Annotated in this window: 20 protein-coding genes; 9 read left to right on the top strand and 11 right to left on the bottom strand. The window is 67.6% G+C overall.

All coding sequences use genetic code 11. The annotated features are described in order from the left end of the window. Positions 1 to 247: 247 nt before the first annotated feature. The 3 genes from A5780_RS09250 to A5780_RS09240 are packed head-to-tail and all read right to left on the bottom strand — an operon-like array spanning position 248 to position 991. Positions 248 to 508: a hypothetical protein gene (locus tag A5780_RS09250; RefSeq protein ID WP_063015413.1), complete on the bottom strand. Its 261-nt coding sequence runs from the start codon at positions 506 to 508 to the stop codon at positions 248 to 250. Then, positions 477 to 689 (bottom strand): helix-turn-helix domain-containing protein, encoded by a 213-nt coding sequence (locus A5780_RS09245; RefSeq protein WP_146098770.1) that lies wholly within the window; start codon positions 687 to 689, stop codon positions 477 to 479. The genes A5780_RS09250 and A5780_RS09245 overlap by 32 nt, the downstream gene beginning before the upstream one ends. Further along, positions 686 to 991: a hypothetical protein gene (locus A5780_RS09240; RefSeq protein WP_063015411.1), complete on the bottom strand. Its 306-nt coding sequence runs from the start codon at positions 989 to 991 to the stop codon at positions 686 to 688. Before A5780_RS09240 ends, A5780_RS09245 begins: the two co-directional genes overlap by 4 nt. Before the next feature lie 118 nt (positions 992 to 1,109). Here A5780_RS09240 and A5780_RS09235 point away from each other — a divergent pair, with 118 nt between their 5' ends. Further along, entirely contained in the window at positions 1,110 to 2,276 is a 1,167-nt protein-coding gene (locus tag A5780_RS09235) for a helix-turn-helix domain-containing protein (protein WP_231982903.1), read from the top strand. A gap of 98 nt (positions 2,277 to 2,374) precedes the next feature. Here A5780_RS09235 and A5780_RS09230 read toward each other — a convergent pair whose 3' ends face one another. The 4 genes from A5780_RS09230 to A5780_RS09215 form a co-directional block, all read right to left on the bottom strand. Next, complete coding sequence (locus A5780_RS09230; RefSeq protein ID WP_082940530.1) at positions 2,375 to 2,806, bottom strand: nuclear transport factor 2 family protein; 432 nt, start codon at positions 2,804 to 2,806, stop codon at positions 2,375 to 2,377. A gap of 65 nt (positions 2,807 to 2,871) precedes the next feature. Further along, entirely contained in the window at positions 2,872 to 3,099 is a 228-nt protein-coding gene (locus A5780_RS09225; RefSeq protein WP_227463165.1) for a deoxyribodipyrimidine photolyase, read from the bottom strand. A 112-nt stretch (positions 3,100 to 3,211) separates the two neighbouring features. Further along, positions 3,212 to 4,189 (bottom strand): zinc-binding dehydrogenase, encoded by a 978-nt coding sequence (locus tag A5780_RS09220; protein WP_064908217.1) that lies wholly within the window; start codon positions 4,187 to 4,189, stop codon positions 3,212 to 3,214. Between the two features lie 39 nt (positions 4,190 to 4,228). Beyond that, complete coding sequence (locus A5780_RS09215) at positions 4,229 to 5,107, bottom strand: helix-turn-helix transcriptional regulator (RefSeq protein ID WP_231982902.1); 879 nt, start codon at positions 5,105 to 5,107, stop codon at positions 4,229 to 4,231. Positions 5,108 to 5,269: 162 nt separating this feature from the next. On the opposite strand from A5780_RS09215, the gene A5780_RS09210 reads away from it, so the two are divergent. Further along, positions 5,270 to 5,953 carry a 1-acyl-sn-glycerol-3-phosphate acyltransferase gene (locus A5780_RS09210; RefSeq protein ID WP_064908229.1) on the top strand — a complete coding sequence of 228 codons (684 nt, stop codon included), beginning with the start codon at positions 5,270 to 5,272 and terminating at the stop codon, positions 5,951 to 5,953. 85 nt (positions 5,954 to 6,038) lie between these two features. Then, complete coding sequence (locus tag A5780_RS09205) at positions 6,039 to 6,686, top strand: hypothetical protein (protein WP_063015407.1); 648 nt, start codon at positions 6,039 to 6,041, stop codon at positions 6,684 to 6,686. Between the two features lie 14 nt (positions 6,687 to 6,700). Here the strand turns inward: A5780_RS09205 and A5780_RS09200 are convergent, their stop codons facing one another. After that, positions 6,701 to 7,597: a LysR family transcriptional regulator gene (locus A5780_RS09200; protein WP_064907250.1), complete on the bottom strand. Its 897-nt coding sequence runs from the start codon at positions 7,595 to 7,597 to the stop codon at positions 6,701 to 6,703. A 71-nt stretch (positions 7,598 to 7,668) separates the two neighbouring features. Between A5780_RS09200 and dapA the strand changes: the two genes are divergently transcribed. Beyond that, a complete protein-coding gene (dapA, locus tag A5780_RS09195) occupies positions 7,669 to 8,547 on the top strand; it encodes a 4-hydroxy-tetrahydrodipicolinate synthase (RefSeq protein WP_064908216.1) in 879 nt (292 codons plus the stop codon). Between the two features lie 41 nt (positions 8,548 to 8,588). On the opposite strand, the gene A5780_RS09190 is transcribed toward dapA, so the two are convergent. Both A5780_RS09190 and A5780_RS09185 read right to left on the bottom strand, forming a co-directional pair. Then, entirely contained in the window at positions 8,589 to 8,792 is a 204-nt protein-coding gene (locus A5780_RS09190; protein WP_030516230.1) for a hypothetical protein, read from the bottom strand. Between the two features lie 82 nt (positions 8,793 to 8,874). Continuing rightward, positions 8,875 to 9,108: a BldC family transcriptional regulator gene (locus A5780_RS09185; RefSeq protein WP_051025198.1), complete on the bottom strand. Its 234-nt coding sequence runs from the start codon at positions 9,106 to 9,108 to the stop codon at positions 8,875 to 8,877. 222 nt (positions 9,109 to 9,330) lie between these two features. Between A5780_RS09185 and A5780_RS09180 the strand changes: the two genes are divergently transcribed. From A5780_RS09180 to A5780_RS09160, 5 genes are all read left to right on the top strand, one after another. After that, a complete protein-coding gene (locus A5780_RS09180) occupies positions 9,331 to 9,669 on the top strand; it encodes a DUF4229 domain-containing protein (protein ID WP_030516232.1) in 339 nt (112 codons plus the stop codon). A gap of 229 nt (positions 9,670 to 9,898) precedes the next feature. Then, complete coding sequence (locus tag A5780_RS09175; protein ID WP_064908215.1) at positions 9,899 to 10,984, top strand: PLP-dependent cysteine synthase family protein; 1,086 nt, start codon at positions 9,899 to 9,901, stop codon at positions 10,982 to 10,984. 95 nt (positions 10,985 to 11,079) lie between these two features. Then, on the top strand, positions 11,080 to 11,301 hold the full coding sequence (locus A5780_RS09170; RefSeq protein WP_030516234.1) for a helix-turn-helix domain-containing protein: 222 nt from the start codon (positions 11,080 to 11,082) through the stop codon (positions 11,299 to 11,301). Further along, positions 11,301 to 11,891, top strand: a complete 591-nt coding sequence (locus A5780_RS09165) for a Clp protease N-terminal domain-containing protein (protein ID WP_063015403.1) — start codon at positions 11,301 to 11,303, stop codon at positions 11,889 to 11,891. The genes A5780_RS09170 and A5780_RS09165 overlap by 1 nt, the downstream gene beginning before the upstream one ends. 85 nt (positions 11,892 to 11,976) lie before the next feature. Next, a complete protein-coding gene (locus tag A5780_RS09160) occupies positions 11,977 to 12,366 on the top strand; it encodes a phage holin family protein (RefSeq protein WP_030516236.1) in 390 nt (129 codons plus the stop codon). Positions 12,367 to 12,386: 20 nt separating this feature from the next. Here the strand turns inward: A5780_RS09160 and A5780_RS09155 are convergent, their stop codons facing one another. Beyond that, the gene (locus A5780_RS09155) at positions 12,387 to 13,256 is read right to left on the bottom strand and encodes a 1,4-dihydroxy-2-naphthoate polyprenyltransferase (RefSeq protein ID WP_064907254.1); all 870 of its coding nucleotides are present in this window, start codon (positions 13,254 to 13,256) and stop codon (positions 12,387 to 12,389) included. Between the last annotated feature and the right edge of the window lie 314 nt (positions 13,257 to 13,570).

Genomic DNA, 13,570 nt, shown 5'->3' with positions numbered 1-13,570 from the left:
GGGTTATGGGGCGGCCGCGATGGGTAGGTAACGATTCATTGCAATCGCATTAATGCGACCTAACCGGAGGGGTTGTACCGGTTACCGTGTGTGCGCGGAGGTTGCCCTCCATGGGGAGCGGATACGTCGGCCTCCGTTGTTAGGGGATGAACCGGTGCCCCACGTCTGTGGGTCTGAGCCGCCCAGCGGGTGGGGCACTGCCTCCTCTCGAGCCGCGCCGTTGACATTCGCCGGTGGGCGCGGGCGGTCACGGCGTCGCAGGCTCTCCGCGGACGTCCGGGGTGGCCCGGTGGTCATGCCGGCCTGCGGGACGTTCGATGCCGTCGTCGCCGTCGATGGCGGCGATGCGGTGCGGTGGAGATCGTCCGCCGAGTACGAACGCCTCGGCCGGAACAAAATTTCGCCCGTACAGGTCGGCCAGTATGCGGCCCAGATAAATACGGTCGTCGGAATTCCCGCGGCGATCAGCAGGCCGATCACCGGATCGTCGCGGCGACGGCGCGACCACGCGGGCTCAGCTGCCATCGGGCGCGGTCCCGGCTCGGGACGATCAGGCCGCGCGCGTGCAGGCGAGCCAGCGCGTTGCGGATGCTTCGAGTGGTGTGAGCTGTGGCCCGTTGCAACTGGGCGGCAGTGAGGAGGCCGCCCGGCGCGAGCGTACGCAGGACGGCGCGCTCGCTCGGAGTCACGCGCGGGCTCCGGAGGCGTTCCATCGTGCGAAAGACAATCGAGGACAGGCGGTTTCGATGTCTGCGAGGTGCATGACCAGGTCGAGGGTGCGGGCGTCGAGATGGGCGGGTGTGGGCATGACGATGGCATCCACATCGGCAGTGCGGATCTGGTCGATCAGCGGAATCGTTCGATGCGGAACCGGCCAGACCAGCGCGTAGCCGAGGTGGCGGGCGAGCCGTTTCACCTGTGCCGCATCCCAATTCGGTGCGGTGCTGACCTCCGGATCGATCCAGGCCAGCGCCGTCGGACGTGTTCTCATCCCTACCCCTCCTGTCTGTGTATGTCAGATTCGACGCAGGTAGGAGCCCCGAGGACCAGTGAAGGGACAGGGGGACAGGGCGGCGGTATCGATCTACTCTCGGAGCATGGGCGAACACGTGGGGCGGCGGATCGCATCCGAACGCAAGATTGCCGGTTTGGGGCAGCGTCAGTTGGCGGCGCGCGCGAACTACTCGCTGTCGATGGTGAAGGCGGTCGAGCAGGGCCGAGAGGTCGCGTCGCCCGGGTTCATCGCGGCGGTGTCCAGGGCGTTGGGGGTAGACCCGGACAGGTTGCAGGGCACGCCCTATCTCGAGACGCTCGAAGAGGACGGCCCCCTCGAAGGCCTTCCCGGGTTGCGCGCCGTGCTTGCCGAAGGCTCGTATGTCCAGGCGCTGGAGCCGACGACCACTGCGGAGTTGCGTGCGGAACTCGATACCGTCGAAGCCGCGTTGCACAACGATCGCACTCGTCGCGCTCTTGCATTGCTGCCGAACCTGATTCGACGTCTGCACGGTGCGGCCGAGATGGCGTCCGATGACGCCGAGCGCGCCGCGGCGTACGGCATGCTGTGCGCGGCCTACATCGCCGCGGAAGGAGCATGCTGTCGGCTCGGATACTCGTCGTTGACCGCTCTGGTGCTCGACCGGCTCGATACCGTCGCGTCGCGCGCCGACGACCCCGGATATGCGGTTCGCAGCCTGATGAAGCGCTCGCGGCTGCTCATGGCGCACGATTCAACCGATGTGGCAATGAATTTGGTGGAACGGGGGATGGCGTTGGTACCGGGGGACGCCGAGGGAGAGCGGGTTTTACGCGGTTACGGGCACCTGCGGGCGGCGATCGTTGCCGCACGCGGCCGCCGTTTGGAACTCGCGCAGGACCACATCGCCGCCGCGCGTGACATCGCGCGGCCGATGAGCCATGAGAGCGACTTGTACACAACAGATTTCGGCCCGGGCAACGTCGAGATCCATGCCTGCGCCGTGGAATTGGAAGCCGGTGATCCCGGCAGGGCGGCCCGCGAAGGCGCGGAACTGCGGATCCCGTCCGACGTCGCCGCACCGCGCGTCGGGCATCACTGGCAGGACAATGCGCGGGCGTGGTTGATGTCCGGTAAGCCGGATCGAGCGCTGGCGGCGCTCAACAAAGCCCGCGCCGCGGCGCCGCAGCAGACGCGACTGCATCCTTCGGTGCGCGAAACCGTGTACGGCATCGCCGCCGCGCAGCGCCGTCAGTCCGAGGGGTTGCTGGGATTCGCGGCGTGGATCGGCGCTGGTCTCTAGCAGAAAATCCGGGGCCGAACTTTTCGTGCAAACCTCCGCGAGATTTACGGAAAACTCAAAAAACCGGCGGGGTTTGCACGAAAAGTTCAGGGGTTTCGTCACTCCGGATCGAACGCGCGGGCGACGGTAAGACTGTCCTCGTAGACGTGGTGACGGGTGATCAGGCCGTTCTCGACCGTCAGGTGAAGGGCGAACCGTGCGCGGTAGGGGCGACGGGTCGCGCGCGCGGTCTGGCGAATTTCGCCCAGTACCACCGCATCCGGGCCGTCGACGAGAATTCGCTCGACCACCGTATCGACCTCTTCGGGAATATGGTGCTCGGCGATCGCGCGGAAATGCGCGGCCGCGTCGGCGCGGGTGGAGCGGTGTGTGATCCACGGGGTGGCGACGCGGCCGTGCTCGTCTTCCGGCCAGTTCAGTTTCCAGTCGCTCGTCGGGGCGTACAACGCGGCGATGTTCTCCGGATCGCCGGCGGCCATGCGGGCCAGCAGATCTTCGACGACGGTGCGGGTGAGCGCGGCATCATTCACCGGTCCGACTCTGCCCGTGCGGGCGATGCGAGTCCATTACCTCCGACGTCATGCGAATCGAGCGGTCAGGATTTCTTGCTGGGAATGACGACGACCACAATGAGGGTCAGGATGCTGAAGAACAGCCCCAGTAGCCCCCACCCGAACGGGTTGCGGCCCTTGGCTGCGGCGATGGCGGCGCAGATGAACGCGGCGATGATGCTGCCGATGGCGACGAAGATTCCTTTGACACCGCGCAGGATGAATCCGGCCGCTTCCGGATCGGTGTGGGCGGCAGCCAGCAACAAGTTCATGATCACTCCTTCTGTGCCGCGAGCGTCCGGGCCGAATGGATTCCGGTGTGCGGCTTCTCAGCAGTACCCGGGCGCCGAGGCCGCAAACGGGAGCTCCTCCCGGCCGCGGCCGTCATCCCTTCGCCGTCGCCAACACCAACTTGCCTGTGCTCGTTCCTGATTCGAGGCGACGGTGGGCCTCGACAACCTGGTCGAACCGCAGGGACTCGACCTGGACGCGAAGTGCGCCACGAGCGGCTGCTTCGACTGCCCGCCGCAGGGCTGCTCCCGCTTCGTCGGGGTAGGCGGCGGCGAAAGCGGCGAGATTGAATCCGGAGATCGTCTTGTTGGTGAACCACAGCTCGTTCGCCGAAACTCCGACGTCCTCGGCGCCGGACGCGTTGCCCATCACGATCATTCGGCCCAGCGGACGAAGCCGGTCCAGGCTCGCGCGGCGGGCCGGGCCGCCGACCATATCGACCACGATGTCGAATTCCCCTGCACTGGAGATGTCCTCGCGCAGGATCACCTCGTCATAGCCGAAAGACCTGGCTACCTCGATCTTCTCGGCGCTGCCGACGGTGCCGACCACCCGGCCCGCGCCGAGCAATCGCGCGGCCTGGCCGAGTTGGCTGCCGACGCCGCCCGCTGCCGCGTGCACCAGCACACTCTCGCCGGGTTCGATGCGCGCCACGCGGTCCAGGACGAGAAAGGCGGTGGTGCTGTTGGACGGCAGCGCCGCCGCGAGATCCAGGCTCAGGTCGAGGCCGTCCAGCGGTGCGACCAACGCCGCGGAGGTGACGACCACCTCGGCGTAGCCGCCACTGTCGACGATGGTCAGCGCCGCGACCGGCCGGCCGACCGTCAGGTCCGTCACATCCGGGCCCACCGCCCGGATCCGGCCCGAAACCTCGATACCCGGCACGAACGGCAACGGCACACCGACGACGCCCTGCCGATACAGCACCTCGGCGAAGTTGGCTCCCGCGTAGGCGACGTCGATGGAAACCTGGCCCGGACCGGGTTCCGGGATGCCGACGGTGGCCGGCCGCAGCACCTCCGCGGGACCGAATTCGGGGATGGTGATCGCCTGCATCTGTGTAGTGCTCATGACAACGATCCTCGGCGCGCGGAAGTCGAGGAGGCAGTGTCAGCTCATCCTGGGTGTGGCACCACCAGGCTGCAACAGCCGTTCCAGGCGTTCGGCGGTGTCGGTGCCGGGGCGCGGGTTGTGCAGGATCAGGTGGTGGCCGGGGTGGTCGGGTACCGGGAACAGCGTGGCGTCGAAGATCAGCAAGCCCACGTCGGGATGTTCGACGGCCTTCACCGCGACGCTGTGTTCGGCGGCGTCGTGGCGGGCCCACAGTTCGGCGAACTCCGGGCTGACCTGGGCGAGATCGGTTGCGATACGGTCGAATTCGGGATCGTCGGGATAGCGGGCGGAGTCGGCGCGGAAGCCGGCCGCCACGCCGGGCGCATTCTCCGACCACTGCTGATGCAGGACGCGGTAGCGGGCATTGGTGAAGTAGGACACCAGGCAGTTGTGATCGGTGTCGCCGTAACCGAATACGCGGCGCGCGGCATCGTTGACGGCGGTGAAATTCCAGTGCCGGTCCCTGATGTATCCCGGGCGCGGAGCCCATGCGTCGAGCAGGGCCTGCATCTGCGGAGACGCCGGAACCGACGGCGCGGCCTCACGCTGCGGCGGATTGAGACCGGAGAGGCGATACAGATGTGCGCGCTCGGCCTCGTCGAGCAGCAGCGCGCGGGCCACCGCGTCGAGCACCTCTCCCGAGACCTTGATATCGCGCCCCTGTTCGAGCCACGTGTACCAGGACACGCCGACCCCGGCCAGCACGGCGACCTCTTCGCGCCGCAACCCGGGAGTGCGCCGCCGCCCGGCCTCCGGCAGGCCCACCTCGGCGGGCGTGAGCCGTTCCCGGCGGCTGCGCAGATAGTCGCGCAACTCCGCCCGCCGCCGATCTCCCGCACTCGTGCCGCGCGGATCATCGTTCGCGCTGATACTCACCCGTTCACGATAGAGAGGCGGCCGCGGTGCTGATGGCGTGAGGCCGAATCGATCGCGCACACGCCATCGGCAGCCGGTCCCCGCCGGCGCACGACAGCGGGGACCGAACATGTCGGTGTCGCGTGGGAGAATTGACTCCGTTCGTTGGAATCGGGGGTGGAGATGAACGGGCAATCCGGGCGTCGGCGCGAGCAATCCGGGCGTCGGCCCAAGGGGCTGGGGAAGCGGGCATGGCTTACCACGCAGTTCGTGCGGCGAATTCTGCGCACGCTGGCGTGGTCGAATGTCGTGCGCGTCACCGTGACGGGGCGAGAGCTGGTGCCGAAGTCGGGGCCGGTGATCGTGGCGAGCAATCACATCTCGATGCTGGACGCGGTATTCCTCTGGGGAGCGTTGCGGCGCAGGGCAATTGCCATCGCGATGGCCGAGCTGTGGTCGTGGCCGGTGGTCGGGTGGCTGGTGCGGCGCCTGGGGCATATTCCGGTGGTGCGGCGCGACAGTGCGTCCGGGCAGTCGGCGATGGCGCAGGCGGAACAGATTCTGCGGCACGGCGGCGTGCTGATCATCTATCCGGAAGGGCGACTGGTCGCACCGGGCGAGAGTGAACCGTACAAACCGGGAGTGGCGAAACTGGCGCTGGCGACCGGAGTTCCGATCGTCCCGGTGGGCACCACGGGGACCGACCGCGTGTTGCCGATGCGCCGCACCCGCGGCGACGGCCCCGCGTTCGACCGCCGCCAGCGGGTGCGTATCCACTTCGGCACGCCCATCGATCCCGCGGAATTCGACGATCCGGAGAAATTGCTCGATCACTTGCGCCGGCGCATCGAGGACCTGGGGAAATGAGCTCGGCGACAGGCAGTGCCGACGGCCGGGCGGTGTCCTCCCGTAGGGTCGGGCATGTGCGCACTCCGGAAGGAAACGAGCTCCGATGACCGCGGAACTCGTCTGGTACGCCGCTTACGGATCCAATTTGTTCGAGAAGCGGTTCACCTACTACCGGGCGGGCGGCAACCCGCCGGGCACCCCGCGTCTCTACGGGGGTTTCCGGGATCCCACGCCGCCCGCGCGGAACCGGCCGCTCTCACTGCCCGGCTGCGTCTATTTCGCCGGGCAGAGCCCGGTGTGGAGCGGCGGCGTCGCGTTCTATGCCCACCGTCCACCTTCGGACTGGCCGGCCGGCGCGGCCGCGCGTGGTTACCTGTTGACCGTCGGGCAGTTCAGCGATCTGATGGCCCAGGAGATGCACCGCCAGCCCGGGGACGGCCCCGACTTCGATCCGTCCGAGGTGGTTCGCCAGGGCTACGTCCAACTCGGCGACGGCCGCTACGAAACCCTGTGGCACGTCGACGACGTGGATGGCATTCCGGTCCTGACCTTCACCTCCCCGGGCAGCCCGCTGACCAGCGACCTGACCAAACCGTCCGCACGTTACCTCGGCATGCTGGCCGGCGGTCTCGGCGAATCCCACGGCTGGCCGCCGGACCGCATCCTGCGCTATCTGTCCGAACTTCCGGGCGTGCGGGATTTCTGGGAGCCGGAAGAACTCCGCGGTGTGGTGGACGGCCGGAGCCTCTGACGTGACGGCCGGCTTCAGGTGAGATCTTCCACCGGGGGGATCGTTCCGGTGGTGGCGTGCAGCGCGGTGCGGGCGGCGGAGATCGTGGGATGGGTACGGGTGCCGGCGCGGTAGGCGATCCGGGTGCGGCGGCGAATGGGGAGCGGGGTCAATTCGACCGGGGTGGTGTCGGTTTCGGGATGGAGGGGAATCGCGAGCTGGGGGATGAACGCGACGCCCTGCCCGGCGGCGACCAGGGCGAGGACGGTGCCGAAATCGTCGGAGCGATGGCGGATATGGGGAACGAAACCCGCTGCCTCGCAAGCTCTTACGGTCATGGTGTGGCAGAGGGTGCCGGGTGTTCCGGAGATCCATGCCGCATCGCGGTAGGCGGACAGCGGCTGGGTGGTGCGGGCGGCCAGATAGACCGGTTCCTCCAGGAACGGTTCGGTGTCCAGGCCGGCCTCCGGTTCGGCGGGCACGTAGTCGTATTCCTGGATGAGCGCGATATCCAGGGTGCCGGCACGCAGTGCCGCGGGCACGGCTGCCGGATCGAGTTCCGTCACATGCAGTTCCAAGCGCGGATGAGCCCGGCTGAGCGAGACCAGCGCATGCGGCAGGATCCGCTGCACGGCGGTGGGGAAGGCGCCGATGTGCAAAGCGCCGGTGAGCTCGGCGGTAGCCAGTTCGGCCTCCGCCTCTTCGAGAATCGCGAGGACCGCTTCGGTGTGTTCCACGAGGCGGCACGCCGCCGCGGTGAGGGTGACGCGGCGACCGCTGCGTTCCAGTAGCGTGACTCCTGCCTCGCGTTCCAGCGCGGTGAGCTGCTGGGATACCGCCGACGGGGTGTAGGACATGGCCTCGGCGACCGCAGCAATCGTCCGGCGATGGGCCAACTCCCGCAGCAGCCGTAGGCGGCGAACATCGAGCATAAGTTCAGCTTAAGCTCGAAAGAAGATTTGTGAACTGGACCTGAATCAACGCCTCGACGAGGGTAGGTGGCATGACGTTCAGCGGTCTCTTCGTTCCACTCGTCACGCCTTTCACGGCGGGCGGCGAGCTGGCCTGCGACGCACTGGCCCGGCTCGCGCACGAGGTCCTCGACGCGGGCGCCTCCGGCCTCGTCGCCCTGGGTACCACCGGTGAGCCGGCCACCCTGACGGCGGAGGAGAAGGCCCGGGTCGTCGACATCTGCGCCCAGGTCTGCGCCGAGCGTGACGTGCCGCTGATCGTGGGTACCGGCTCGAATTCGACCGCCGATTCCGAGCGCGCGTTGGCCGCGCTGGACGAGCGCGTCTCGGCGGCGCTGACGGTGGTGCCGTACTACACGAAACCCTCGCAGCGCGGCGTGGTGGAACACTTCCGGCGGCTCGCGCAGCGAAGCCCGGTGCCGCTGCTGATCTACAACGTCCCACATCGCACGGGCCGGCCGCTCGATCCGGAAATCTTGACGGAACTGGCCGAACTGCCGAATGTCGCGGGCTTCAAACACGCCGTCGGCGTCGTCGACGAGACCACGGTCGCGTGGCTGGCTGCGGTCGGCGACCGGACGACGGTGTTGTGCGGCGACGATCTGTACGCGGCGCCGCTGCTGGCGATGGGCGCCCAGGGGGCCATTCTGACCTGCTCGAATGTGGCGCCCGCGGCCTATGCGGAGTTGATCGCGGCCTGGCGGGACGGACGGATCGAGGCGGCGCGCAAAATCGGCAACCGGTTGGTCGAGCTGGCGCGGGCACTGTTCGCCGAGGCCAATCCGACCGTGGTGAAAGGGGTGCTCGCGGCGCAGGGCCGGATACCGAGCGCGCACGTGCGCCTGCCGCTACTGCCCGCGTGCGCCGATTCGGTCTCGGCGGCGCTGGCCGCAGCCGGCCCCATCGGCTGAGCCCGCCTCAGGGCCCATCACCCGAGGTGACGATATGCGCGTCAGTGATCCGAGCCGGAATCGCCGTCGCGACGTTGGCGGGAGATCCGCCACAGGAATTCGGGATCGTCATCGGGACCCACGACTCGACGTCTCTTCTCGGGTCCTCGTCCGATGCCGATCCGGGGCGCATGCTCCGGTCCGAACGCTTTCCAGCACAGCACCGCGACAGCCACGACCGCGATGAGTGCCAACAGGTACGCCACGTCGCTCACCTCCTGACATCGAGGGTAATCCCGTGCGCGTACCTGTCGCACTGTGACCGCCGGAATGGGCGGTCCTGTCGGCTCAGGGGCGGGTTGCCTCGGTGGTCAGCGACTTCAGCAGCTGCATTACTTCGGACTCACGGAAACGGCGATGTCCGCCCGGGGTGCGCAGCGAACCCAGCCGCCCGGCATGTGCCCATCGAGTGACCGTTTTCGGATCGACGTGGAACAGCGCCGCCACCTGGCCCGGGGTCAGGAGGGCCTCCTGGCCGTTGACGGAACCCAACGTGCGGCTCGCCGCGGTGATCGCAGTCATTCGCAAACCTTTCCGTAATCGACAGATCCCTCATCAGATAGCGACATCGTTGCACCCGGACCCCCAGGTGTTCGAACGATCTAACGTTGGTAAAGGGGAAGTAATAGACAAAACGGATATACGTACGGCTGGGTTCGTTGCCTCGGCGAATATCCGGCGATCGAATTCGGTGGTACCCGGGCAGGTCGGAACGGGTGTGGCGGCGTCGCCTACCCTGGTCGTGTGAGTGAAGCATCCCGATCCGACGACGCCGCGAGCGATCGGGCCCCGGCCTCGGCGGGTCGGCGGCTCGCGCGCAATCTGGCGCTGTACACCCTGGCCCGGCTGGCTCTGGTCGCCGTGATCGCCGCCATCATCCTGGTGGTGGCGCACGTGGTGAACGTCGACATCCCGCTGATCGTCGCGCTGCTGTTCGCGTTGGTCGTGGCGATGCCGCTGTCGCTGGTGCTGTTCAAGCGGCTGCGGGCGCGCGTGAACGAGGACATCGCGGCGGTCGACGAGAAGCGCCGCAACGACAAAGCGAACCTGCGAGCTCGCCTCCGCGGCGAGGAGGCGCAGTGAGCGACAATCGCGTAGCGGCTCGCTGCGCCGATCGGGTGCGGGTGTCCCGCATGGCACGGGAGGCGCAGTGAGCGACAATCGCGTAGCGGCTCGCTGCGCCGATCGGGTGCGGGTGTCCCGCATGGCACGGGAGGCGCAGTGAGCGACAATCGCGTAGCGGCTCGCTGCGCCGATCGGGTGCGGGTGTCCCGCATGGCACGGGAGGCGCAGTGAGCGAGCGGGTACTGCGGTGAAGTACTGCGATCGCAGTACTTCGCGGGAGTGGGTCGACAATGCGGTGCGGCTGATCGAGGCCGATGCGCAGCGCAGCGCCGACACCCATCTGCTGCGGTATCCGCTGCCGCCCGAGTGGGGTGTGCGGCTGTATCTCAAGGACGAGTCCACGCATCCGACCGGCAGCTTGAAACATCGGCTGGCGCGTTCGCTGTTTCTCTACGCGATCTGCAACGGCTGGGTGCGCGAGGGGACGACCATCGTCGAGGCGTCCTCGGGATCGACGGCGATCAGCGAGGCCTATTTCGCGAAACTGCTCGGCCTGGACTTCGTGTCGGTGGTGCCGACGAAGACCTCGCCGGAGAAGATTGCCCTGATCGAGGCGCAGGGCGGCCGATGCCATTTCGTCGACCGCGCGCCCGATATCTACACCGAGGCCGTGCGCCTGGCCGCCGAGTCCGACGGCCACTACATGGACCAGTTCACCTATGCCGAACGGGCCACCGACTGGCGCGGTAACAACAACATCGCCGAATCCATCTATCAGCAGATGATTTTGGAGACCCACCCGGTGCCGGACTGGGTGGTGGTCGGTGCGGGCACCGGTGGTACCAGTGCGACCATCGGCCGGTATATCCGCTACCGGCGCCACGCCACCCGGCTGGCCGTGGTCGATCCGGAGAATTCGGCGTTCTACGGCGGATACGAGGTCGCCGACTCGGGATATCAGACCGGTATGCCGTCGCTGATCGAGGGAATCGGCCGCCCGCGGGTGGAACCTTCGTTCATCGGCGATGTGGTCGACCGGATGATCGAGGTACCCGACGCCGCCTCGATCGCCGCCTGCCGCCACGCCAGTGACGTGCTCGGCAGGCGGGTGGGCGGGTCCACCGGAACCAATCTGTGGGGTGCGTTCGCCCTCATCGCCGAGATGATCGTCGCCGGCCGCGAGGGCAGCGTGGTGACGCTGCTGTGCGACGGCGGAGATCGTTATGCCGGAACGTATTTCAACGACGAGTGGGTCGCGGAGCAGGGGCTGGACCTCACCGATTCGCACGCGATTCTCGCCGAATTCACGGCCACGGGTATCTGGACCGCCTGAGCCGCGGAATCGCTTCCTCACCGTTCGCCGCGGGTGAACATACCTGATGTCAATTTTGATTGACGCGCCCGCGATGTCAACGTAAATTGACGTACATGAGTGAAGCGACAACGCTGGCGGCCGCCGCGGGCAGTCCCGACCCCCAGGTCGGGCTGCGGGCGGTGCTCGCGCTGCGGCGATTGCTCGAGCGGCTCGAGGCGATCCAGGTGGCCAATGCCCGTAAGCAGGGCTGGTCCTGGCAAGCCATCGCCGAGGCGCTCGAGGTCAGTCGGCAGGCGGTCCATCAGAAGTACAACCGGAAAGGCGGAATCCGCTGATGTTCGAGAGATTTGCCAAGGCGGCGCGCTCCGCCGTCGTGGACGCGCAGGAGGAAGCGCGTGAATTGCGTTCGCCCAGTATCGATGTCGAACATCTGCTGCTGGGGCTCGCGACCTGCGCCGACGACCAGCTGCGACAAGTGCTGGAGGACAACGGCATCACCGCCGAAGCGATTCGGCGCGCGCTGCCGAGCCGGGTGCGGACGGAGGAACCGCTGGGTGAGGAGGACGCGGCCGCGTTGAAGTCGATCGGCATCGATCTGGACGCGGTGCGAGACAGTGTGCAGGCCACCTTCGGCGAGGGCGCCTTCGACGAGGCCGTGCCGGTTCCGGACAAGGGCCGCGGGCGTTTCCGGTTCGGCGGCGGAATGAGCTTCGGTCACATCCCTTTCACCCGCGAGGCCAAGAAGACGCTGGAATTGTCACTGCGCGAGGCGATCTCCCGCGGTGACGATCGCATCGAGGCGGGGCATGTGCTGCTCGGCATCCTGCGCGCGCCCAACCCGGCCACGCGAGAACTGCTGGGCGGGAACGAAGGGATGGAACGGGTGCGCGGCGCGGTCCAGGAGATGCTCGACCGCGCGGCGTGAGGGGCGAGCGCACCCGTCGTCAGGGGCGGGGAGGGGTCGCAGCGCGTGACCGGTAACCCGCCCCGTTCGCCGTTAGCATTGCGGCATGGCACTTCTGCTCCGTTTGGCGATCAACGCCCTCGCGATCTGGCTCGCGGCGGCCTGGGTCGGCGGTATCGAATTGAAGGATCCGCCCGATGCGGGCACCGGCGGCAAGATTCTCGTCGTGGTCTGCGTCGCGATCGTCTTCGGACTGGTCAACGCGCTGATCAAGCCGATCGTGAAATTGCTGTCGCTACCGCTGGTGATCGTCACGCTGGGGCTGTTCCTGCTGGTGATCAACGCCCTCATGCTGTGGCTGACCGCCAAGATCACCGAAACCACCGATTACGGGCTGAGGGTCGACGGCTTCTGGGCGGCGGTCTTCGGTGCCGTCATCGTGACCCTCGTCAACTGGGTGCTCGGCGTCTTGGTTCCCGAGGGCGGCCGGGACTGACGCTGCGGTGCGGCCGTTCGTCAGCCGAGGCCGAGCGCCAGGGCGGTGAGCAGGGACCAGCCCAGCATCGCCAAGCCGGTATCGCGCAGTGAGGGGATCAATCCCGGTCCCTGCTGCCCACCGCGCACCGGGGCGTTGGATCGCACGGCGAGCGGTATCGCGAGCAGGCCCACCAGGGCCCACGGGGTGCGCAGCACCAGCAGCAGCGAGGCCACGAACGGCACCACCATCAGTACCAGATGCAGTGTGCGGGTGCGGGTGTCGCCCAGTTTCACAGCGAGGGTGGTCTTGCCGGTCACCGAATCGGTGGGGATGTCGCGCAGATTGTTGGTGACCAGCACCGCGCTGGAGAACGCGCCGACCGCGATCGCGCCGACCAGTCCGGCCCAGTCGAGCCGTTCGGCCTGGACGAATTCGGTGCCCAGCACCGCGACCAGGCCGAAGAAGACGAAGACGGCGATCTCACCGAAACCGCTGTAGCCGTAGGGTTTACTACCGCCGGTGTAGAACCAGGCGCCGGCCAGGCAGGCCGCGCCGATCAGCAGCAGCCACCACGCGGTGGTGATCACCAGGATCAACCCGAAGATCGCGGCCACGCTCAGGCAGGCGATCGCCGCGCCGCGCACCGCGGCCGGACTCGCCAGACCGGAACCGACCAGTCGCAGCGGGCCCACGCGCTCGTCGTCGGTGCCGCGAATGCCGTCGGAATAGTCGTTGGCGTAGTTGACGCCGATGATCAGAGCCAGCGAAACCAGCAGGCTCAATAGGGCCTTCCACCACACCGCGGCGTCCAGCGACGCGGCCGCGCCGGTGCCGACGAGGACCGGGGCGATCGCATTGGGCAGCGTCCGCGGGCGGGCGCCTTCGAGCCATTGTGCTGCACTAGCCATATCCGGCAGCCTAGTGGTGGTAGCTCGGAGGCGGCAGCGCAGCGTCGGCGCAGTGTCAGCGCAGCACCACTGCCGGACCCTGTCGATAACATTATTGCGATATATCGGAGTAAACTGCACGACGTGACGCGGCCCGGGGAGCGGTCGGCCCCGGCGCAGCGCCCGATATTCATTCGACCGGTCACATACGATTGCGACGGCATGTTTCCTGATCACAGCGGCTCCGGGTCGACATCGCGCTCCGCCCGTGCGGATGCCGGGACGACGCACACCCGACCGGACAGCAGCGGCCGGGACGAAAGGCTGCCCGAGAC

This window comes from Nocardia sp. 852002-20019_SCH5090214 (assembly GCF_001665865.1).
In the GTDB taxonomy this organism is placed as follows: domain Bacteria; phylum Actinomycetota; class Actinomycetes; order Mycobacteriales; family Mycobacteriaceae; genus Nocardia; species Nocardia nova.
Note: the sequence above shows the minus strand (reverse complement) of the source record. Positions and strands in the feature narration are given on the sequence as shown.

Excerpts from the sequence above, each read along its gene's own strand:
- A5780_RS09240 (WP_063015411.1), bottom strand. The coding sequence starts at position 991 with ATGAGAACACGTCCGACGGCGCTGGCCTGGATCGATCCGGAGGTCAGC.
- A5780_RS09225 (WP_227463165.1), bottom strand. The coding sequence starts at position 3,099 with ATGAACTTGTTGCTGGCTGCCGCCCACACCGATCCGGAAGCGGCCGGA.
- A5780_RS09220 (WP_064908217.1), bottom strand. The coding sequence starts at position 4,189 with ATGAGCACTACACAGATGCAGGCGATCACCATCCCCGAATTCGGTCCC.
- A5780_RS09210 (WP_064908229.1), top strand. The coding sequence starts at position 5,270 with ATGAACGGGCAATCCGGGCGTCGGCGCGAGCAATCCGGGCGTCGGCCC.
- A5780_RS09205 (WP_063015407.1), top strand. The coding sequence starts at position 6,039 with ATGACCGCGGAACTCGTCTGGTACGCCGCTTACGGATCCAATTTGTTC.
- A5780_RS09200 (WP_064907250.1), bottom strand. The coding sequence starts at position 7,597 with ATGCTCGATGTTCGCCGCCTACGGCTGCTGCGGGAGTTGGCCCATCGC.
- dapA (WP_064908216.1), top strand. The coding sequence starts at position 7,669 with ATGACGTTCAGCGGTCTCTTCGTTCCACTCGTCACGCCTTTCACGGCG.
- A5780_RS09185 (WP_051025198.1), bottom strand. The coding sequence starts at position 9,108 with ATGACTGCGATCACCGCGGCGAGCCGCACGTTGGGTTCCGTCAACGGC.
- A5780_RS09170 (WP_030516234.1), top strand. The coding sequence starts at position 11,080 with ATGAGTGAAGCGACAACGCTGGCGGCCGCCGCGGGCAGTCCCGACCCC.
- A5780_RS09165 (WP_063015403.1), top strand. The coding sequence starts at position 11,301 with ATGTTCGAGAGATTTGCCAAGGCGGCGCGCTCCGCCGTCGTGGACGCG.
- A5780_RS09160 (WP_030516236.1), top strand. The coding sequence starts at position 11,977 with ATGGCACTTCTGCTCCGTTTGGCGATCAACGCCCTCGCGATCTGGCTC.
- A5780_RS09155 (WP_064907254.1), bottom strand. The coding sequence starts at position 13,256 with ATGGCTAGTGCAGCACAATGGCTCGAAGGCGCCCGCCCGCGGACGCTG.